Consider the following 20,193-nt stretch of genomic DNA (forward strand, 5'->3'; position numbering starts at 1 on the left):
AAAGTGCAGGAACTTCACAATTTGAACCCCAAGGTTTGAAGGTGAATTGGGGAGATGTCGCTAAGGTGATCGTTCCTATTCTGTTGGCATCAGCTTCTTCCCAGGTAAGCCCAGAAAGTAAGGTGAGTTCACAAATTGAACCTCAAGGCTTTAATTTGAATTGGGGAGATGTACTGACAACAGTCCCCATCATATTACAGACTTTCGCTCAATCCCAGCAACCTGTAATTCATTAATAACCAATACACGTACAGTGAATTATATAATTCCTGTACGTGTATAAAAATATAGGAGGGCTTGATTAAAATGCCAGAAAATACAGCCGAAGAAAATAAAAACGTTATTGATAGAGCTTCTTTAGAAAAAAAATATCTTATATCCCCTAAGTATGGGCCGGAATTGTTAAGTTCGAATTTAATGCCGCTTTCTATTACGGACTTAGAGAGTTTGCTGATTAATAATGACATTGAATTAATACAAAAAGTATCCAGAAGCCAGAAAGTTTTACGTACACTTGGTGCTAGAGAAGGCGAGGCAACCGACTTACTCTTAGTACGTATGAAACCGGAAAAGGCTGACTTATTACGCCTTACGACCCCACAAATGAATATTACAGAAAGTACACCATTAAGTTTTGGAAGTGAAAGTTACGTACAACCATTAAGAACATATTCATTATCAGCAGAGGTAAAAAAAAAGCTATTCAAATTACAAATTAAAGGAAAGGATAATGATAATCCTCTTGAGAAAACTAGAGTTAAGCTTTTTGGTGAAGGATTAACTCCAGCGGAGGGTACAACTAACGAGCAAGGATTTGTTGAACTTGAAGTAAGTATAGTTGGAGAGAATTTACCAAAATCATTAATAATATCAGCACCAACTAATTATTACGATCAAATTCTACACAATCCATTATTAAAAGAAGGAATAATTAATGAAGTGAGGCTTGATAATTTATTCGAGAGTATTGGTAATGATCCCAGTAAATTTAAATATGGATGGGGTCAATCTATCATGGGGCTGGATAAAATGCCTAAGGATATAAATGGTCAAGGTATAAAAATAGCAATTATTGATACTGGTTGTGATAACTCTCATCAGGTACTTCAGCATATTCAGATTGGATTGGATTTTACGATTGATCCCGAAAATCCAGATGATAAAACTTGGAGGAATGATATATATGGACATGGGACACATTGTGCTGGAACCATAGCCGCTAGAGGGAACGACAGTATTCCTTTTTGTGGATTTGCTCCAGAAGCTGAAGTTTATGTATTGAAAATCTTTCCTTCAAACCTTGATGACTTGCCATTTATTAAAGCCTTAGAATATTGCGTTGACAATGACATTGATGTAATTAACATGAGTTTAGGAAAAAGATCTGGAGAAGTTATTCCAGAAGTTGAGCGATTACTATCACTGGCTGCTGAAGAAGGGATTGTCTGTGTTGCAGCTAGTGGAAATTCAAACGATTCCAATAAAAAGGTATATTTTCCTGCATCTTCTAATCACACACTTGCTGTCGCAGCTATAGGTTCACTAAAAGCTTTGCACCCTAACACTTCTGAATCTACAACAGTTCAACCAGAGTTTACTTTAGGTGATATTTTTTCACCAACTTTTACGTGTGTTGGTCCTGAGGTTGATGTTTGTGCACCTGGTGTTAATATTATCTCGACTGCTCCTACTGGTAAATTCAAAACGGATTCGGGTACATCAATGGCTGCACCACACATAACTGGACTTGCAGCATTGCTGCTTGCACACCATCCTCTTTTTAAGAATAAGACAAGAGATAAAAAACAATTAGAATCTTTACGTAATTTAATTTTATCCCAGACTCAAACTTTTAATTTTGGCAAGGAACGAATTGGATCGGGCTTGCCGATACTTGGAGAAGTTGTTAAAATTAGTGATCCTGAACCTATCCCGATACATTAAACTATGGTATAAGACACATAGATATTGGTTTACAGTTCCCGATTTCAACAACTGAAAGCCCGCGCAGTTATGGGCTTTTTTTATTTTTCTATACTTCTTTTTATTTGGGAACCGAAGACGGAACCATAAATATCAGGAGGAGTAAGTGAAGTGGATTATTCTACTGGAATCATTTTAGACCTATGAGATCACGAACCAAGCTATTGAGCATGTACGATTATCAATAGAAATTCATAGAACGCATCTTGTAATTCTCATAACAGAGGTTAGCCTTGAGAGATTGCTGGCTGAGACTCGTATTCAAAACCCTGAAAACCCATACTTTTCTCGTACTTTTTGAGTACGTTTCTCTTGAGAAATTGAGTTAATCTTATATCATGCAAGAAAACAAAAAGAGGCCGCCCCGGCAATCCAAGGGGCGGCCTTTGCGTTGAGAGAGGAGAGTGCCATGCAGGAAGTTGGATTCAAAGAGGCAGGAGAACTATTGCATACGCCGGTCAGCACCTTGCGGCGCTGGGTCGTCTTGTTGGAGGAACAAGAGTACACCTTCAACCGGGACGGCAAGCGCAGGCAGCTGGACTGGCAGGATGTAGGTGTGCTGCGGGAGGTCAAGCTTAGACTCCAGGAAGGGACGCTGGAAGAGGCGATTCAGAAAGCCATCTCTTCATCTGTGGTTACACAGGAGGAACCTCATCAGCAGGAGTCACAGCCCGTGATCGAGGGAAGCGAGTGGGAAGCCTTTGACTCCCGAATAAGCAGTCTGAGAGAGAACTTGTTTTGGCACGGTCAGGAACAAGCAGTGAGCACTTTGCTTACGGCTTGGCAAGCACTTAAGGAGACGATAGGAGGGAAATACATTGGATAAAAAGCACAGCCTGGCTGAGCTGCAGGCTTTACCCACGCTACAACAATCACATACGGATAATCTAAAAAAGGACACTGGCAAAGAACGGGTCTGGTTGTCCCGGTTGACCGTTGCAGACGGTATGCTCTACAACAATCAGGTCACCGTGGAAGTGTTCTCGAATGGCAAGTGGAACATCGTAGATACGTACCAGGCACAATAAGGAGTGAACATGAAATGATAAAGACCTATGCAAATTGGGAAGGGGATTTGGAGGACTACCTCCAGATCGGTGATGTCGTAGATGAGGAGATGGCGGACCACTTTCTAAACGTCCTGCCTCCGGCCTGCTGGACGGCGAAGATCATTCAGATCGGAGAGCCAAATAGCCATCTGGCGGGCAAAGCCACCTACGCCACCTTAGAAAAAACAAGTCAAGGCTGGGTGTACCGGGGCAATTGTCACCGGGGTGAGACGGAGGGGCGAACATGACCGGCAAAGCTCAGGTGATCGCCTTCGCCAATCTGGGCGGCGGGGATGCCGTTCAGGGTGTGATGAAACTGATCCGTGCCTATCCCAAAGATCAGCGCGTGGTAGTCGCGGAGTTACCTTGTGTCGGTTTGCCGCGCATGGCCTATACTTTCGACCAGCAAATTGCTGAACTGCAGAAAGAACGGACCATGGATCAGTTCCTGCTCGATCTGGACCGCCAAGCGTTGAAGCCGATCCAGGAGTATATGGTCCAGCGGAATGGTGTGGACTATATGCTAGTGAATCCTCGCTCTCAGCCGGAAGCACCCGTCATTCGCAAATTGACATCGAATCAAACCTTAATGTCGGCATCGGTGGTGCTACGGCAGCAGCTGGAGGCTTCCTATGATGTGATCATTCTGCTCACACAGGGTTCTCTGATCCAGCCCACAACTCATTTCGCACTCCGAACCGCAGATGCAGTGGTCCTCTACAGTGCAGATGCTATTGATTTTGTCGGCAATTATACGCATTACCGCAGGCTTTTGGAAGTGTTCAGTGTGAAGCCGGAGCGATTGTATCTGTTCAGTGCAGATACCAATGTCAAAATTGATGAAGTGCCTGTGTATACCAAATTCAGTGAGCTCATGAAGCGCTGGAAGGCGCTTGAGCCGAACCAGATTCCAGTACGGGAAGCACAAACTGTAGGGCGTGACAATGAAGCGGTAGGAATTATTGAGCCCCTGGAATATCTGGACGTTCAGATCTCCATTCAGTCCGTTAACAGTGAATGGTCGGAGGGAGATGCCAAGAAGCTGGAGGGGCTGCTGAACTTTGTCCGGTATCGGCTGCAGGAAGATCACTTGGACGAATACGTCCAGTCGCTGACTCATGAACCTTCCCGGCAGAAGATCCGATACTACATTTCGGATCTGATCCGGGAACAGAATGAATATGCGCTATCCATTCCCTTGAATGAAGTCGTGGAGTGGGTGCAGAAGGAGATCACCGAGCTTGGGGTGCTACAGGGCATTCTGGATGATCCTACGGTTAGCTCGATAGAGATTAACGGTCCGGAGCAAGTGATCATTGAGCAGGATGGACAAGACATACATCGACACGACATCAAGTTTCAGAGTGTGGCTCACTTGTACGAAGTGATCAATAAAATGCTCATGCCGATCGGTAAACCGATCTCCAGCACCGATCCAATTGTGGATGCCAATTACCGGGGCTTTCGGATATGTGTTGTCGCAGATACGAAGGAGTATCAAGGGATTAGTGCCAATGCACCGCTAATCAGTATCCGCAAGTTCCCTCCGGATGTGTACACCGATGAGCAGTGTATCCAGTATGGAAACATCTCTCAAGAGATTGCCGAGTTCCTACATTTTATTGTTCCCAAAGGGGCCAATATCGTGATTGGTGGTGGTACAAATAGCGGAAAAACCACGCAGTTGATTCGCCTCCCGATGTGTGTGGAACCAATCACCCGGATAATTTCCATTGAGGACTCCGAGGAAATGATGCTGGCAAGTAAAACTCAGTATTCAAATTATCCGAATTTACCTTCCCTTTTAGTTAAGGAAGTGGAGGATGAGAAAAAGAGCTACGGTATCGCCAAACTGATCAAAGCCTGCTTACGACTGAAGCCGGATGTGATGTGTGTCGGTGAAATTCGGGATGAGGCAGCAGCTCAACAGAGTCTCATTGGAATGAATACAGGACATGTGGTCTGGACGAGCATTCATGCGAACAGTGCGAAGGAGACAGGGACCCGGCTACTACAACTGAATGGAAATACTCAAGCAGCGGCTAGTCAAATTTCTGGTGCAATTGATCTGATCGTCTTTCAAAAGAAGTTGAATAACAAAGTCAAAGCAGTCATTGAGATATCGGAACTTATTGGTTACAAAGGTACGGAGGAACCGATACTCAACCCCATTTTTAAATATGATTATAGTCTCAAACAACATGTGCGGGTCGGCACGATCCAATCCGAGTCACTCATGGAAAAAATCTATTTGAAAGATCCCACACAGAAAGAACTTCAATGCTGGTGTGATGTGAGGGGGTTGAAGGCTATATGATGCCCATTCTGCTGCTCTCAGCAGGGCTATTGATTTCCTTTGGGCTGTTCTCGTTGCTCCCTGCGGCGAGTAGCCGTTCCAGGCAGCTTCGTATTGCCTTTGGATTTGAGCAGACTCAAGCGGAGGCGAAGGCGGCAGGTATTCACTTGGAATGGCGTAACTATGTGCAACTCCTTGGGATCTCCCTTGTGATAGGTGCAGTGGTCGCCTATTGGACGGCGAACATCTGGTTTGTCGGCGTAGGAATCGCGATGGGATTGATTGTACCAAAGATGATCATCTCGGCGGTGAAGTTTAAACGCAGGAAAGAGGTTCTCCTGAACTTGCCGGGGAATCTGCGGCTGCTGTCCTCCAAGTTTCGGGATTGCAAATCCTTGCAGAAGTCACTAGAGATGTCTTTGCCGATCATGAGCGGGGTGACGGTTCCGTTATTCGAGCAAATGTACGCTTCACTGCGGATCGGGATCGATGTGCCTACCGTGCTGGAGCAAATGAAACAAACCGTCCAGTTCAAGAAATTCGATGATTTCTGCGAGAAAGTAATGGCTGGGAATAAAGACGGATTTCATGCTCGTTCGGTGGATGGAATTCGGGAGAGTATTGCGGACATTGCTTCGGATATGCAATTGCTGCAGGAGATTGACATCGAGAATGAGAAAAAGCGGATGGAACCGTTCGTGGTATTCGGGATCAGTCTGCTCTTCCCATTCTTGTTCGGTTATCTGGAGAGTCAATTGGTCCAGGAATTTAAGGCGGCAACGACCCTGCAGACCGGGTTCGGCAAGCTGCTGCTGGCCAGTATGATTGTGGCCGTGTTAATCGGACTCTGGAAGAAGGACTCGCTGTTGCGACTCAATCTGGATGATTTGTAAAGGAGGTGAATGATGATTACATCCATACTGTTTGGCTTAGCCATTATGTGTATTGCCATTCCTGTGCTGCGGATCGTCATCCCGGGCTTTCAGCGCCAGAAGCAAATTATGAATATGGCAGCGCTCGTCAATCAGTCAGACGCTCAGCGCCTGCGGCTGCAGCAAAATGCGGTGGTCCGGTCACTTGCGGACCGGCTATCAACGAGGCAAACCAAAGGGAAGATCAGCAAGCAGCGCGAGATGTACAGTATGTTGGCGAATTCAATGAATTATGAAGTGTATCTCGCCAGAGCCATTATCCAAGCTATACTGCCGGGCGGATTTGCTCTTGTGTTGGCGGGTATGGTGCAGCAAGCCTTTTTTGTGATTGCCGGACCCATCCTATCGTTCTTATTTTATTGGCTACAAATGCGCAGAATCAAAGAGGCGTATCAAAAACGGCAAAATCAGCTTATAGCGGATTTGCCATTTTTAATTAGCAAGATGATCACAGCGCTGGAGGTCGGTAAGCCGTTGAATGTGATTTTTCAAGAAGTCAGCACCCGTTGTGGTCCCACGTTATCCGCGTTGCTCAAGCGTCTCGTAGCGAATATGGGGACGATGCCGCAGAAGGATGCGTTGCAAGTGTTTGCGAAAGAGGTCCATGTGCCTGTCGTATATGATTTTGTATCGGTGGTTAATGTCGTGGCGGAGAAAGGCTTTCATGAAGCTGAGGATGATCTGAATGGTGTTAAAAATGATCTGCGTAATCTAAGCAAGCTTGCCTTGCGGGAACGTACGCGCGGGAATCCCGGAAAGATGAATCTGTTCTACGGAATGGTTATCTTCCATGTGGTCGTGTTCTTTTTTATGATGCTGATCAAAATGTTTGGCGCATTTAATTCCCTATAAACCTATTTTGAGAGGAAGATTAACGAATGAAGAAAATGATGAAGAAAATGGTTGATAGTACAAAACAGGTAGTGGTCAACGCTCCAGGATTCCTGGCAGGAAGGCTAAATCGGTTTCGGACAGAAGAGCGCGGAGATGCCATGCAATGGGTCATTGGTATTTTGATTACGCTGCTCTTGTTCATCGCCGTGTATCTGTTGTTCAAGGAACAGATTAACACCTTTGTGGTAGACAAAATCTTCGGCAAGATGAACTCGTTAAACTAAGGAGCTTGTCATGAGCCGCAGATGGAAACAATTCATCCGGAGCGAGAGAGGGGACGGTATCATATCCGTCTTCTTTCTAATGCTGATCACCTTAACGATTGCTTTGATTACGGTGAGCATTGTGCAATATGTGATGATCCGTTCCAATTTACGTACAGCCGCAGGGGAAGTGCTGCAGATCATGAAGGTGGAGAATGGGGCAGACCATGCAACACGGACCCGGCTGGATGGTTTGCTCCAAAGCATGGGCATGAATCCGGCCATGGTATCGTTCAGCGCTACCCCGAAGCCGGTCCAGCGCGGAGATCTGCTGGAAGTAACGGTGGTTCGGGAGTATAACGTATTTGCCCTGAAGGCGGTGGGCGTTTACTATACCATACCGATAACGGTTCATGTCTCTGGACTAGCGCATAAATTCTTCAGGACGGGGGATTAGCATGTGGATTAAGGTCTGCGGGGCTATCTTATTTGGTCTAATCCTGATCGTCTTGGTGATGGATTTACTGGTGATTGATAGTGTGTATGACTCTACGGGCAGAGCTGTGGAACACGCGATTGATGCGGGCATTATCCGTTCCGGCATCGTGACGGATGCGCAGCAGGGGCTTGTACAACTGGAGCAGAATGCCTTGCGTTCAGCGACCCGGAATGCTTTTATACAGAGTCTGAACTTAAATGCTGCAATGGAGAATCCGGTGATGAAGAGCAGCACCTTTGAGCTTCATCTAACGTATGATTCCGGGGATGTCCCCTGGATCGATGTGGTCTTTCGCACACATGTCTCCTTCGCGTTGCCAGGGGTTTCATATCCAGTAACCGTTCATCGCAATATTCCTTATGAGAGTATTTATAAATAGTGAGGGAGGAAGGTCAAGCCTTTGAAGAAGTTATGGAATAAGTATACCCGCAGCGCATTGATCGTCCTGCTTGGACTGGTCCTTGCGCTGGTTGCGTTTCAGTTCAACAGCCGGAACATTGCGCAGCAGGTGAAAACCAAAAAGATTATTGTTGCTGTCGCCAATATTGATCCGTATATGCCAATCACCAAAGAACAGCTCAAATTCCGCGAAATAGTGCTTAGCGAAGTGCCAGAAGATGCAATACAAGCAGCCGATGAGCTGGATTTCAGTGATGCCTATGCTTCCAAGTATGGATTCATGGCTGGCGCACCGATTCGTAAATCGCTGGTCACCACGGCGGTGGCCTCTGGGATGGGGGCTGCAGCTTCTTTAAAAGAGGGTATGCGGCAAATCGGAGTGAAGACGGATCTGGTCCTGTCCTCCGGGGATGAGGTCAAGCCGGGCATCCTGGTGGATGCCTATGCCTTCGTGTCTGATGCGACAACGGGGCAATCGAAAAAAATGATTCTACCGGAGTTGTCGAAGCTGAAGGTAGTGAAACGATTGAATGCGGAAGGGAAAGTTCCCGATCCGGCAGAGGGTGGTAGCCTGATTCCCTCCGTGATTGTACTTGAGGTAACCCCCCAGCAGGCTGCGCTGCTGATGGAGGCCCAAGAAACCGGAAAGGTCTACCTGCTGCCTGCAGGTACCCTTCATCCGTGAGGAGGGCTCATATGAAGCGAATAAGCTTATGGTTAGGACTGACCCTGCTGTTGACAAGTGCTCCGGTAACTCATGCGGAGCAGAGCGGGCTTAAAGAAGCGGGATCGATCACGGTTATGTCAGCCACCTATGCGGTGTATAACGAGCCCCTTGGTAGTCTTCGTGTGGCTAATCAGCCAGCGTATCTTACGCTGAGTGCTTCTGGAACTCAGCAGTTCAATCAGACCCTGCGCCTTATGGTTGAGCAACAAGGGGATTCTGGGTGGCAATACGCAGTTTCGCTTAATGACTTCACCATCCGGCATAAGGTACAGGAAGGAACGATGCAGGCGAGGATTCCAGCGGAATATGCATCATATCACGTATCCGAGCTCATTGCGGAGGAAGAAGCTGGAGGGGTGACAACGGGTACAGGTGTATTTTCTTCCGGATCGCCCCAGATCGTTATGCAAGCAGCAGAAGGTTCGGGGCGCGGGAGTTACAGCGCTGAACTTCTCCTGCAGGTCGATCTGCCCGCCCTCATCGAAGTTTCAGAAGTGAACAATACCGACCGGGTCTTCCCGGGTGAACAGGTAGGGCTGCTTGCCGGTGAGTATCGGGCCAGTCTGACGTTTACCCTGGTCAACGGGCTATAGAGAATATAAGAATTGAGGTTTGAGCATGAAGATAGGATCAATTCGTAACATCATGAGGGTATGGGTACTCGGGTTCATCGGCTATCTGTGGCTGTCCACGGCTGTCCATGCGGACAGTTCCTTTGTCCTATCCCCGGTCAAAGCTGTAGAAGAAGGCCGGGGGTATTACAAGGATCAGGTGAAGCCTGGAGATACGCGGGAGTATAGCTTTGTGGTTCGCAATGCCAAAGATACGCCGGTACAACTCAAGCTGTATCCAGCGGATGCCCTCCCCGCGCAAAATGGGGGACGCAGCTTCTCGGAAAAGGAGCAGCGACTTCGCTTAGTTGGGTCTTGGCTGGAGCCGCAAGGCGTGAAGGCAATTACGCTGAAACCGCAGGAAGTGCGCAGTTTGAAGTACACCGTGAATATACCGGAGGATCTCCTCCCCGGCCAGTACGTAGGAGTAATCGCTGCAGAAGAACTGATCAAGGCAGAAGAAGCGGCTGCAGGTTCAGAGGGGCAGCAGGCTTCGGTGGCCATCGATGTGGTCAACCGCAGCGGGGTGCAGATGGTTCTGGAATACAAGGCTGATCAGGCGAAGCATGACATGAGTATTGATGCATTTCAGCATGATTATGTCAGCACCGGCCATTCGCGATTGACGATCAAGCTGAGTGATCGTGGCACAATTCTGGAGAAGCCCACGGGTAAAATTACAGTTCGTAATACGCAGGAGCAGGTGTTGTACGAGCAGGATTACACAGCAGACTCTATTTACGCGGGAAGCACAGCGGATATGGTCTATATTGTCAATGACCGGTTGCTGCTGCCCGATGTCTATGAGGTCAATTACAGCGCCTCGTTCTCCGGCAAGACGATTAACCGAACATTCACCTTCCGAGTCACGCCTGAGCAGGCGAAGGCTTCTGAGGTCTCGCTAAAAGAGGCAGGGAAGATCGAGGTGACACAGACGTTTTGGGATTGGTTGGAGCTGAACCTATGGATTGTAGTGGTCATTATTGTAGGGAGCATCCTTAGCTTTGTTCTATTGTTCTGGCTGCTGTTGCTGCTATGGAAACGGAAAGAGAAACAAAAGGAAGAAGAGAAAATTGATCGAGGAGGAGCAATATGAAGAAAGTATTAATAGGCCTTATGCTGCTGATGATCCTAGCGGTTCCTGTATCTGCCAATGCTGCAGATACGGACGAGTCTGAAGTGGTAGTACTGGGGGCGGGGCTGCAAATGACCCAAACGAAACCTGTATTCAAGGATATTACGCTTGATTTTAAGCAGAACCAAACATCAGCAGCAGACAGTAATCTGTATGTACTAGATGCACGCGGAACGGCAGCAGGATGGGGAGTGGTCCTGCGGGCTACTGATTTCAAACTGTCCAAGATGGTAGGAGGACAGGCCGTTGATTTTATTATCCCGGCATCATCTGTATCTTTTTCCACTCAGTACAAGACGGCCATTACAGGAACGCCTATTGATTTTGCAGCAGCCAAAGGAGAACTGGCCAATCATCAGGTGCTTTCCTCCGGGGACAGCCGGATTGTGGGTGTGATTCCATCGGAGGGCGCGGGTACACATCAGTTCGGAATTGCTTATACGCTGAACGTTCCCAAGTTGATTACAGGCAGTAATGGCCAGCATGTAGGATTACTGCAGGGAACCTATACGTCTACCTTTACCTACACAGCAACAGCAGGTTTATAACCCATACGAGGAGGATTGAGTAATGACTAAGAGCAAATCAAAGAAAAAGGGACTACGCTCATTGTATGTAGCCTTATCCTTGGTTCTTCTATTCCCTGTACTGCTATCGGGGAATGGAAACAATGCAGAGGGGGCTGCCTTTACAACCATAGACAGCATTACCTACGACCATAACGATACGACCTATGGAACTGTATTCAACCTTTCTAATGGGACTAAGGTATTGCAGAACTATATTTATCCAGTGCAGTCGATCACGGCCGATAAAGTCCGTATGTATTTTGAAGACTATGGTACTGAAGCAGGTAAAGTGTATTTGCAAGGAACCACAATGTACTCACAGTTAAAAGGCAAAAGTGTTGTAAAGCTATTAGACCAAGTTTCTGATTTTCAGGTCATCGAAAATGGATATTCGTGGTCGATGGCGACTAACTACAGTTATTTTGCTCTGAAAACGGATGGAACCGTATGGTCTTGGGGGAAGGGGACCAATGGACAGTTAGCCATCGGTGGTGCAGCCGATAAAAGCATCCCTACTGAAGTGCTCGATCCGTCCGGAGCAGAGTTGTCAGGCGTGAAGAAGTTGTTCTATCTTTCAGATACTTCGATATTAATCGTGAAAGATAATGCTGTGTACCTTGTCGGTGAGGCATTTGGAAAATCATCTTTCACCACCCCTACCTCCAAGGTAGTCGATGTAACCTCTATCTTTCCGGCCTTTAGTTCAGCAAACAACTTTGATATGAAATTTTTGAATGGACAGAATCATGCGGTCATATCCACGCGTCCGGGAGGGTCTGGATACTCCGATATTAAAGCTAATGTATCTTCTCGCATTTTCACAATCAATGGATCTTCCTACACTCTTTCAAACTGGTTCACCTATAGGTCTCCTATGGACACATCGAATGAGTTGACGAACAATACTTTAATTGCGCTACCTAGTAACATTGACCTTTCGAATGTACACAGATACATGTCCACTACAAGACAGGGTGCATCCGATTATCTACTGCAAGGATATGTGTCTATTCAAAATGGTGATCTAAGCTACTGGGGGACATCATTGTCCGAATTTTATACCTCGGCTTTTTCACCAATGAAAGTCATTGATACTGGGGTTAAGACTGTAACTTCCGATTATAGTGGGACTTACTGGTATCTTAAGAATGGGAAAGTATATGCAGTGGGATTGAATTATCTCGATAGAGCTGGAGTTTCTGGCGGTTCATTAGCTACTCCAGTCAGAATAACCGGACCAGTCAACCAAATCGTGAACATAACCGATTTGGCAGCTTCAACAGACAGCTATACCTATGCGTTAGCAGCTGATCACTCGGTGATAGGTTGGAACAAGGCATCCAACTTCTTTACGTTGCCAAAGAAGTTTCTTAAATTCTACTCGGTTACGAATCGAAATGGTGCAGCCTATGTGTATGGTATTACAGAGGACGGAGTTTTAGAAAAGCTTAATGGTGCTGATAGTTCTCCTGTTAGTGGCGGATTTCCAACTGTATATCCACCAGACTATGTCGCTCCTATCGTACTAGATTTGCCAACAAATACAGTAGCCAAAGACAAGTTTAATCGTCATGTGGTTACCGTAAATTATGGTTCTTCTGCCGACATTCAGACTCGTGAGTACTCGGTTGATGGTGGAGGAACATGGCAGAATTACACAGCTCCTATAGTATTAAGTCAGTCAGGCGCAATTAGCTTTAAAGCACGATCAGGAGCAGGCACTACCTATAGCCCAATCATGTCTCTGGATGTCACAAATGATCCAATCGTTATCGCAGCCGGATACCCCAAGGTGGTGAACAAGGGGAATGGAACTTATACGGTCGAAAGTGGAACAACGCATGCCGGTGTGAAAGTCCAAGTCCGCAATGATAATGGGTCGTGGACGGAGTATACAGGACCGGTTAGTTTATCCCAAGGTAGTCATGTGGTGGATACAAGAGTCTTGAGCTTGGCAGGGGATGAATTGGCGACAGGTCAAGCCTCTATTAATGGGCCGACTCCTATCCCAACAGTGACCCCTACAGCCACCCCTGTGCCGACAGTAGCACCAACGGTTGCACCAACTCCAACGGCAACCCCTAAGGCTACACCCGTACCTACAGTAGCCCCTACGGTCACCCCGCAACCAACCATAGATCCAGGCTGGGGCAGTCCGCTTGGTTCAGAGGATATTTCCTTTACGGTCCTGGGCGGCGGGTTCAATGCTCAGTTTAACGGGTTACTGCTTGATACGGTGACGATCGGCACGACAAATCAGTATCAGGTACTGAATAGTGTCACGAATTCTGTGGTTGAAGATTCGCGCGGAACCGGTGCAGGCTGGAACTACTCGCTCAAAATTACGGATTTTGTCAGTGATCCTGTAGTCGATAACAGCCTCGGAACCAACAGCCTGGTCGTCAAGATGCCTTCCACCGTTCTAAGTGTAGACGTTAACGATACAACAACACTGGTAGGCCAGGACATGAACCTTGGGTTGAAGGGCTCCTATGTCTTTAATGCTGAACCCGTTGTCCTGGCGAAAGCAGAAGCATTTCAGGGGATGGGTCAATATCAACTGCCAATGAGCTATATGCTTCGTGTGCCGGACAAGGTGGAAGTCGTTTCGGCTGGAGATGGCAGTGCCTACCAGACGGGAGCCAAAACGGGGCTTCGTGTGGGAACGTACCGTTCGCAGTTTACGTTTACACTGGCTTCGGGAATATAGAACGTGTTCATAAACTGATCGTCTTCTAGCTAAGACGGTCAGTTTTTTCTTTAAGAATGGACGAATGGGTCTAGAACCCGTTGATGATTCTACCTGACATGTTATAATCATATCAACCCTGTAAGACCATTTTGCGATCCTTGAGTATTTATAGAATGATTGGGGTATATACTTTACCAAGTCATATCTGGGAGGAAAGCTGATGGATGAGAAGAAGGAGGATGGACAAATGATCGATCAGAAGCAAGAGGGTAAACAACCAGTGGCCTCCGATACTGAGGTTCTGAAGCTTGCCAAAAAGGGTATGAAGAAATACAGAAAAACCTTGGATAAGTTGGCTAAGAACTGATGTATATTCAACTGACGCCTCGACAGATTATGGAAATTCATGATGCAGAGCTGGCCGAATCGAATGGATTGGCCGGAATCAGAGAACCGGGATATCTTGACTTCATATCCGAGAAGCCATTTAGTGTGGTCTTCGGTGAGGAGCAGTATCCCGGTTTATTTTATAAAGCTGCAGTTTTGATGGAGGGTTTAATTACCTCTCATTGCTTCTATGATGCTAACAAAAGGACGGGAGTCCTGGTGACATATGTCTTTCTGGGGCTAAATGGATTTGAACTCGATGCAGATCCCGAGGAACTTTTTAATGTGGCCATCCTGGTCGCCACCAAAAAAATAGGTATTCAAGCTTTAGCCGCATGGTTAGAGAAGAACTCATACAAGAACGGATAATTCCATACTTTTTGTATACGTTTGTCTTGAATAAATGCGGTATGCTTGTTCTGTAGGAGAATGAAGGATGAAGTTATGAATAGCATCACGACACAAGCGCCGTTGAGGGGCTTTTTATTTTGCCCTTTTTCAGTGTGAAGGTGCGGTGGGGGAGAGGAGGGAGGGAGTGGATATCGAATTTGGAAAATATTTCTTTACTAACGATATACATTATAATATACTATGCGTATATCATAAAACGAGGTGATTGTTCTGAACCCTTCAAGAATGGGTAGACCGCCTTCAGCGAACCCAAAGAGCAAAGCCGTTCCCATCCGACTGGATGCGGCCACTGATAAGATTCTGCAGGATTATTGCGATAAGCATAACACCAACAGAGCCGAGGCTATCCGCGAAGCGATCCATCGTCTGAATGAAGATGAAACTCGCTATTTTTGGAGCCCGGAGTGGAGAGCTTTGCTAGGCGATAACGAGAAGAACCTGATGAATATATCTGAGGAATTCCAGGGGATGATCCAACTGTTACTACAGTTAATACAACAAATGAAGATCAAAACGGGGAGTGAAACAAATGAGTCGGAGTAGACTGAGAGTAGGCAGTGTGGTTCTAGCCATGATAATGATAATAGGTTTGATCGGAAGCGTTGCATCCGCAGCGCAAGTCGCGGTAACGGTACAGGTCAATGGAGCAGCGCTCAAGTTCCCGGACGCGAAGCCTTATTACGAGAATAACCGGGTGATGATACCGATCCGGTTCGTCAGTGAAGCGCTGAGAGCGAAGGTAGGCTATGGCCTGGATCGATCCGTAACGATTGAGTTAGGTACGAAGAAAATTCTGATGAAGATTAATAGTGATACCGTAACAGTTGATTCTGTCATTCAAAAGCTGGATGTACCTGCACGGCTACAGCAGAACCGTACCTATGTACCTTTGCGGTTTGTGTCGGAGGCCCTTGGTGCTGAGGTGGGTTGGAATCAAGAAAAACGTCTGGTGACGATTACTACAGGAACATCTTCAACACCGGTAGCGAGTCCGTCTCCTTCGGCCACGCCTGCTGCGGGTGGGAATAATATGTTTAAGGTTGGGTTTGAGTTGCCTCGGGAGACGGAACTGGGCAAGGCGTTATTTGTAGATAATATGAAGGTTGTTAATGGAAAGTTGACGTTCACATTGCCGAAAGGTGCTGCGGGTAGTAAAGGGGCAGCTAAGGGAGCCATCACTAAGCTTGAATCAGGTAGAAGTTACTCGTTTCCCATTGGGAAGAATGCAGGAGATTTAGTGATCTCTAAGCCTGAGTCTAACGGAGATAGTTGGGAAGGTTACGTTATCAACCTGGATACGAATTTTAATGATGATATGACTAAACTTTTTGGAACTATTACAAACGATGTAATTGTCTTTGGAGAAGGAAATGGTGGCTCCACATTGACAGAAGTTATTGAAATGTTCAAAGCTCTGAATCAGCATTAGTTGAAAAACACTTTGCAGTATTTCATTTCAAAAATTATTTTTTTAAGAGTCTGATCGCTACATGCGACAGGCTCTTTTTTTGCAAATATCTAAAATAATCACTGGAAGGCGAGATAATAATGAGGGGATTTAGAATATGGAACACCGTGCTCATATTTGTAATCAGCATGTTATTAACTGTCCAAGGAGTATCTGCGGCGGGAACTCCAATGTTATACAAATATGTTCAATGGGATTATGGAACGGAAGATAGCTTTGGTTTCACTGGATATATACCAGCGCTTGATAAGAAGGTGGGCAGTAACCCGTGGCAGCTCTATCAATGGGCAGGATTGTTTACCTTTTCAGATGGACAAACCAGAATAGTGCCTAACTATGATGTCTTTAATGTCAAAAGAACTCCAGTAGAACAGAGTTTTAGTAAAGAGAATGGTTTTGGACTGGTCTTCAAAAGTGAGGCAGCGTTAGGCGACTTGTTTGATTCCGTTTGGGCGGGGCAATCTATTGAAACCACACAGCGTCAGTATTTTCGTAATCAGTTTATTCAAACTGCCAATGATCCTATATTTACAACAGGGCATGATTATTACTACACTGTCCGGAACAATTTCGCCTTTCTTCGTACATCCGGCATCGTTCCGCGCATGGGCATCAAGTTCAACAGTTCACTAAAGATCAATGCTGACACTTATCGAGCGCTCTATGATGTTTCCCCTTGGCCGAAATTAACAGTATCTCAGGGAAACGCATTGAATATCGCTTTCTCCTCCTACGGGTACTCTGAACGGAACATTCGGGTGATCGCAGTCCCAAAGGGGGCTTTTCCGGACTTATCCAAAGTGGTTAGTCTAACGGATGGTAAACTCATTCACACTGCTGAACCAGTCTATAACGGCAACGTAAGCATGAATGCGAAGGATATCTCCAAAGTCCTCGGCAAAGACGTAGATATCATCGTGGATGATGGTTATGGCCGGACAGCCATTAAGAGCATTACGCTTCCAGATGAGCAAGCACTGGACTTCGTACCTACAAAGTTGACCCTCACGGACGGTGGGCAGCTCTGGGTGAAATTCCGCTATGACGGAGATGAGATTATAGCTTCCGATTATGTGAATACGCGGGGGATGCCAATGAATGCTGCAGTTAAGATTGGCGGTGTACTTACCGCAGAGTTTTCGCTGGCTTCGATGAACCAATCTCTTCCTGCGACCATAGTGAATGGTCAGGAGTTCAACTACATGCTCGGTAAAATCGAGATTAGTGATGATCCGGGGAAGTACTACATTAAAGTTGATGCTACGATTAACAATCCGGTACATCAGGATCGGGCGCTGGAGTCACCGGCGGTGGCATACAACAACAATATGCTGCATGGAGAATGGATGATTGAACGTGTGGCTCCGAAGGCGGATCTGATTGCGGTATCGATCACAGCATCTCCGGGCTCCATTACCAAGGGCGGTCATTCCAGCATCACCAGCAAGGTGAAGAATGACAGCGCAGTTGAGCAGAATGATGTTCTCATTCGCTTATACGATAACGCCAGCAAAATCTATGAAACACGCAAATCTTTTGCTGCAGGTCAGACGCTAACCGTGGGTCCTTTTAATTGGACAGGCACCTCGACAGGGGTTCACAATCTCACTCTCTCCGTTGATCCCGAGAAAGAAAAGGTGGATCAGAATCGGAGCAATAATATTGTCACGACTGGCTGCAGTGTTGTATCAGATGCTGCTGGAGGTGGGAGCGAATGTAATCAGCCAGAGGCTACTGGTGAATGGTCAGTATCCTATCCAGTGATTACTGGTTATCCTACGAAGTACTACTCTTCAAGCTATACAACGGCGGATGGTAAGACTCACTACTTCACTCAGTATTATACAGACTACGGTGATCCTAACTGGAGCAATACTCCTGTAACGTACCAGGAGAATCTGAAGATCTCTGCAGAAGTGAACACCAAGCAAGGCATAGCAACAGATCTTGATCACCCTAAAGAGTCGGACAAGGAGAGCCGCGGTTCCTGGGAGATCATCCCCTACGCCAAGAGAAGCGGAAAGGATGCCAATGCAATTACCAGAGCTGGTTACGGCATTGAGCTCAAAGTGAATACATCTTACAGCACCAATTGGGAGACAAAGATACCGACAGGCTTGGAAGGAACGGCCTATCCATTGGGTGGAACTTACTACGGTCCTGATGCGGTGTACGCTACCTTCTATGACTCGAACTGGAAGTACGAGCGCCAAGTTAAGCTTGAGAAGACCAGCGGGGACCGAAAAAACGCTACATGGGAATTACCATTGGTCAAGATCACCTCTGACTCCGGAAAAGTCTATCAAAGCAGAAAATACATGACCTCCGTAAATGCTACAGATGGCTATTATCGGATTAAAATTTCCACCGATCCTGCAGGAATAAATAGCTTGGTGACATGTATCACGAAGCAAGTAGAGATATACGGTGGGATGTACGATGATGTGCAGAATTTGAGACGGACAAACTAAACTGAAAGTAGCTAACCCATCGATCTCGGTGGGGTTTTACTTGTGAGCACCGAGAGGGCTCACTAAAAGGAGGGAATTATGATATCTAACTTATTTACATTGCTGAAGGTAATCGTGATCTGTGGCCTGCAGCTGTTATTCCCGGATCTAGGAGTATGAAGTAATGGCCATAGTTAATATGCTGCTGACAATAAGCTTAATGATGCTTTGCTGCTGGTTCAGCTATACGGATATCACGGAACGGCGAATATCAAATAAGCTGACGTACCCAGCTATTTTATCATTGCTAGTGCTCAGGATAGGATTCAACCCGGAATATTTATGGGGGCTGGTTCCAGGTGCAGTGTTGTTCCTGGTCTTCATGATCAGCCCCCGATCCCTGGGAGCCGGTGATGTGAAGTTAGTTGCACTGCTTGGATTAGGTCTAGGATTGGAGCGAGCTGTGGGTGTTCTATTGTTGATGTGTATTTTTGCTTTTTTGTACCAGGGAGGAAGAAAGTTGCTTTCACTGGAGACCCAGTCCTCTTTGCCTCTAGCACCATTTCTTACTTTAGGTTTGCTAGGGATTATTGTCGCTTTATGACTTTAAATTGTCGATTTACAGATTGTTACAATCATGTTAATGTGAAACTACACTGATCGGAAGCACCGGCGTGTAGTCCGAAAGAATCGGCGCAATCACCCTGTTGGCTTAGGCTGACAGGGTACTTTTTTTATTTAGGGACTATACATTGGCAGTGAGCTTAGTAGGAGTTTTTTCGATTCGAATCATTTATTTCTTGGGTCAAAATGGAGAGTTGAGGTGATGCTTTCGAAGTACATTTATTTAAAAGAACAGCTTACAGTGGAGATTCTTAACGATGTAAGGGAGAAAATTAATGTGCATTTTAAACGAGCTAATGAAATATTATTGAGATTTATATGGAAATTTTTATCTGTAGAAGTACATAAGGGGTAGGAATTAATTGATATGAAAATGTAAACTAATTTGCTTTTTTGAAGGGGAACAAGAAATGGACATTTCAATTAATAACTGTAACAATATTGATTCAGGAGTTATTTGTATAGAAAATGGGAGATTAAATATTAAATATGCTATTAATGGTACTGGGAAATCAACGATTGCCCAAGCTATATCTTTGCATTCATCAGGTGGAACTCTGACAGACTTACGTCCATTTAAATATTTAAATGATGGGATAGATTCGCATAATCCTAGCGTTACAATATCTGATACCATTCAAAAAGTGGCTATCTTTGATGAAAAATATATTGAAACCTATGCTTATAAAAAGGATGAGCTATTAGCAAACAGTTTCGAAATTTTTGTTAAGACTCCTAAATACGAAGAACATATGCGTGAAATTTCTGAATTGGTTTCTAGGGCGTGTCTTAAAACTAGATATTGCTTCCAACGCATAACCGTAGCATAATTTTACAAGGACGCAATTACGAGGAGCTTGTAAA

At 45.9% G+C, this 20,193-nt stretch carries 22 protein-coding genes; all 22 read left to right on the forward strand.

All coding sequences use genetic code 11. From position 1 onward, the window contains the following. On the forward strand, positions 1-236 hold a 236-nt coding region (locus C162_RS36970; RefSeq protein WP_036696497.1), incomplete at its 5' end, for a hypothetical protein. Positions 237-306: 70 nt separating this feature from the next. Beyond that, positions 307-1,944 (forward strand): S8 family peptidase, encoded by a 1,638-nt coding sequence (locus C162_RS18820; protein WP_051493679.1) that lies wholly within the window; start codon positions 307-309, stop codon positions 1,942-1,944. Between the two features lie 448 nt (positions 1,945-2,392). Next, positions 2,393-2,809 carry a hypothetical protein gene (locus C162_RS18825; protein WP_036696498.1) on the forward strand — a complete coding sequence of 139 codons (417 nt, stop codon included), beginning with the start codon at positions 2,393-2,395 and terminating at the stop codon, positions 2,807-2,809. Continuing rightward, the gene (locus tag C162_RS18830) at positions 2,802-3,011 is read left to right on the forward strand and encodes a hypothetical protein (RefSeq protein WP_036696499.1); all 210 of its coding nucleotides are present in this window, start codon (positions 2,802-2,804) and stop codon (positions 3,009-3,011) included. The genes C162_RS18825 and C162_RS18830 overlap by 8 nt, the downstream gene beginning before the upstream one ends. A gap of 47 nt (positions 3,012-3,058) precedes the next feature. Beyond that, positions 3,059-3,280 (forward strand): hypothetical protein, encoded by a 222-nt coding sequence (locus C162_RS18835; RefSeq protein WP_235218467.1) that lies wholly within the window; start codon positions 3,059-3,061, stop codon positions 3,278-3,280. Continuing rightward, the gene (locus tag C162_RS18840; protein ID WP_036696502.1) at positions 3,277-5,349 is read left to right on the forward strand and encodes a CpaF family protein; all 2,073 of its coding nucleotides are present in this window, start codon (positions 3,277-3,279) and stop codon (positions 5,347-5,349) included. The genes C162_RS18835 and C162_RS18840 overlap by 4 nt, the downstream gene beginning before the upstream one ends. Then, a complete protein-coding gene (locus tag C162_RS18845; protein WP_036696503.1) occupies positions 5,346-6,221 on the forward strand; it encodes a hypothetical protein in 876 nt (291 codons plus the stop codon). The genes C162_RS18840 and C162_RS18845 overlap by 4 nt, the downstream gene beginning before the upstream one ends. Before the next feature lie 9 nt (positions 6,222-6,230). Further along, positions 6,231-7,112, forward strand: coding sequence for a hypothetical protein (locus C162_RS18850; RefSeq protein WP_156949657.1), 882 nt, complete (start codon positions 6,231-6,233; stop codon positions 7,110-7,112). A gap of 26 nt (positions 7,113-7,138) precedes the next feature. After that, on the forward strand, positions 7,139-7,378 hold the full coding sequence (locus C162_RS18855; RefSeq protein WP_036696507.1) for a hypothetical protein: 240 nt from the start codon (positions 7,139-7,141) through the stop codon (positions 7,376-7,378). A 10-nt stretch (positions 7,379-7,388) separates the two neighbouring features. Then, entirely contained in the window at positions 7,389-7,814 is a 426-nt protein-coding gene (locus C162_RS18860; RefSeq protein ID WP_036696509.1) for a DUF4320 family protein, read from the forward strand. A 1-nt stretch (position 7,815) separates the two neighbouring features. Beyond that, the gene (locus C162_RS18865) at positions 7,816-8,235 is read left to right on the forward strand and encodes a hypothetical protein (RefSeq protein ID WP_036696512.1); all 420 of its coding nucleotides are present in this window, start codon (positions 7,816-7,818) and stop codon (positions 8,233-8,235) included. Positions 8,236-8,256: 21 nt separating this feature from the next. Further along, complete coding sequence (gene cpaB, locus C162_RS18870; protein WP_036696514.1) at positions 8,257-8,940, forward strand: Flp pilus assembly protein CpaB; 684 nt, start codon at positions 8,257-8,259, stop codon at positions 8,938-8,940. An 11-nt stretch (positions 8,941-8,951) separates the two neighbouring features. Beyond that, a complete protein-coding gene (locus C162_RS18875) occupies positions 8,952-9,575 on the forward strand; it encodes a hypothetical protein (protein WP_036696516.1) in 624 nt (207 codons plus the stop codon). Positions 9,576-9,600: 25 nt separating this feature from the next. Beyond that, a complete protein-coding gene (locus C162_RS18880; RefSeq protein WP_084648972.1) occupies positions 9,601-10,689 on the forward strand; it encodes a WxL protein peptidoglycan domain-containing protein in 1,089 nt (362 codons plus the stop codon). Next, positions 10,686-11,276 carry a hypothetical protein gene (locus C162_RS18885; protein ID WP_036696518.1) on the forward strand — a complete coding sequence of 197 codons (591 nt, stop codon included), beginning with the start codon at positions 10,686-10,688 and terminating at the stop codon, positions 11,274-11,276. Before C162_RS18880 ends, C162_RS18885 begins: the two co-directional genes overlap by 4 nt. A 22-nt stretch (positions 11,277-11,298) precedes the next feature. Further along, a complete protein-coding gene (locus tag C162_RS18890) occupies positions 11,299-14,007 on the forward strand; it encodes a hypothetical protein (protein ID WP_036696519.1) in 2,709 nt (902 codons plus the stop codon). Positions 14,008-14,209: 202 nt separating this feature from the next. After that, complete coding sequence (locus C162_RS36020; RefSeq protein WP_156949658.1) at positions 14,210-14,356, forward strand: hypothetical protein; 147 nt, start codon at positions 14,210-14,212, stop codon at positions 14,354-14,356. After that, a complete protein-coding gene (locus C162_RS18895) occupies positions 14,356-14,745 on the forward strand; it encodes a type II toxin-antitoxin system death-on-curing family toxin (protein WP_036696520.1) in 390 nt (129 codons plus the stop codon). The genes C162_RS36020 and C162_RS18895 overlap by 1 nt, the downstream gene beginning before the upstream one ends. A 571-nt stretch (positions 14,746-15,316) precedes the next feature. Continuing rightward, complete coding sequence (locus tag C162_RS18905) at positions 15,317-16,216, forward strand: copper amine oxidase N-terminal domain-containing protein (protein WP_036696523.1); 900 nt, start codon at positions 15,317-15,319, stop codon at positions 16,214-16,216. 209 nt (positions 16,217-16,425) lie between these two features. Further along, positions 16,426-18,726: a CARDB domain-containing protein gene (locus C162_RS18910; protein WP_036696525.1), complete on the forward strand. Its 2,301-nt coding sequence runs from the start codon at positions 16,426-16,428 to the stop codon at positions 18,724-18,726. Positions 18,727-18,889: 163 nt separating this feature from the next. Then, on the forward strand, positions 18,890-19,309 hold the full coding sequence (locus C162_RS34460) for a prepilin peptidase (protein ID WP_051493681.1): 420 nt from the start codon (positions 18,890-18,892) through the stop codon (positions 19,307-19,309). A 430-nt stretch (positions 19,310-19,739) separates the two neighbouring features. Next, positions 19,740-20,159, forward strand: coding sequence for a hypothetical protein (locus C162_RS18920; RefSeq protein ID WP_036696527.1), 420 nt, complete (start codon positions 19,740-19,742; stop codon positions 20,157-20,159). The last annotated feature ends 34 nt before the right edge of the window (positions 20,160-20,193 follow it).

Origin of the sequence: Paenibacillus sp. FSL R7-269 (assembly GCF_000517865.1) — a bacterium.
Classification (GTDB): domain Bacteria; phylum Bacillota; class Bacilli; order Paenibacillales; family Paenibacillaceae; genus Paenibacillus_AQ.

Coding starts and splice junctions, on each gene's coding strand:
- C162_RS18855 (WP_036696507.1), top strand. CDS start 7,139: ATGAAGAAAATGATGAAGAAAATGGTTGATAGTACAAAACAGGTAGTG.
- C162_RS36020 (WP_156949658.1), top strand. CDS start 14,210: ATGGATGAGAAGAAGGAGGATGGACAAATGATCGATCAGAAGCAAGAG.
- C162_RS18825 (WP_036696498.1), top strand. CDS start 2,393: ATGCAGGAAGTTGGATTCAAAGAGGCAGGAGAACTATTGCATACGCCG.
- C162_RS18920 (WP_036696527.1), top strand. CDS start 19,740: ATGGACATTTCAATTAATAACTGTAACAATATTGATTCAGGAGTTATT.
- C162_RS18845 (WP_036696503.1), top strand. CDS start 5,346: ATGATGCCCATTCTGCTGCTCTCAGCAGGGCTATTGATTTCCTTTGGG.
- C162_RS34460 (WP_051493681.1), top strand. CDS start 18,890: ATGGCCATAGTTAATATGCTGCTGACAATAAGCTTAATGATGCTTTGC.
- C162_RS18885 (WP_036696518.1), top strand. CDS start 10,686: ATGAAGAAAGTATTAATAGGCCTTATGCTGCTGATGATCCTAGCGGTT.
- C162_RS18880 (WP_084648972.1), top strand. CDS start 9,601: ATGAAGATAGGATCAATTCGTAACATCATGAGGGTATGGGTACTCGGG.
- C162_RS18820 (WP_051493679.1), top strand. CDS start 307: ATGCCAGAAAATACAGCCGAAGAAAATAAAAACGTTATTGATAGAGCT.
- C162_RS18895 (WP_036696520.1), top strand. CDS start 14,356: ATGTATATTCAACTGACGCCTCGACAGATTATGGAAATTCATGATGCA.
- C162_RS18840 (WP_036696502.1), top strand. CDS start 3,277: ATGACCGGCAAAGCTCAGGTGATCGCCTTCGCCAATCTGGGCGGCGGG.
- C162_RS18910 (WP_036696525.1), top strand. CDS start 16,426: ATGTTATACAAATATGTTCAATGGGATTATGGAACGGAAGATAGCTTT.
- C162_RS18865 (WP_036696512.1), top strand. CDS start 7,816: ATGTGGATTAAGGTCTGCGGGGCTATCTTATTTGGTCTAATCCTGATC.
- C162_RS18905 (WP_036696523.1), top strand. CDS start 15,317: ATGAGTCGGAGTAGACTGAGAGTAGGCAGTGTGGTTCTAGCCATGATA.
- C162_RS18850 (WP_156949657.1), top strand. CDS start 6,231: ATGATGATTACATCCATACTGTTTGGCTTAGCCATTATGTGTATTGCC.
- C162_RS18890 (WP_036696519.1), top strand. CDS start 11,299: ATGACTAAGAGCAAATCAAAGAAAAAGGGACTACGCTCATTGTATGTA.
- C162_RS18875 (WP_036696516.1), top strand. CDS start 8,952: ATGAAGCGAATAAGCTTATGGTTAGGACTGACCCTGCTGTTGACAAGT.
- C162_RS18860 (WP_036696509.1), top strand. CDS start 7,389: ATGAGCCGCAGATGGAAACAATTCATCCGGAGCGAGAGAGGGGACGGT.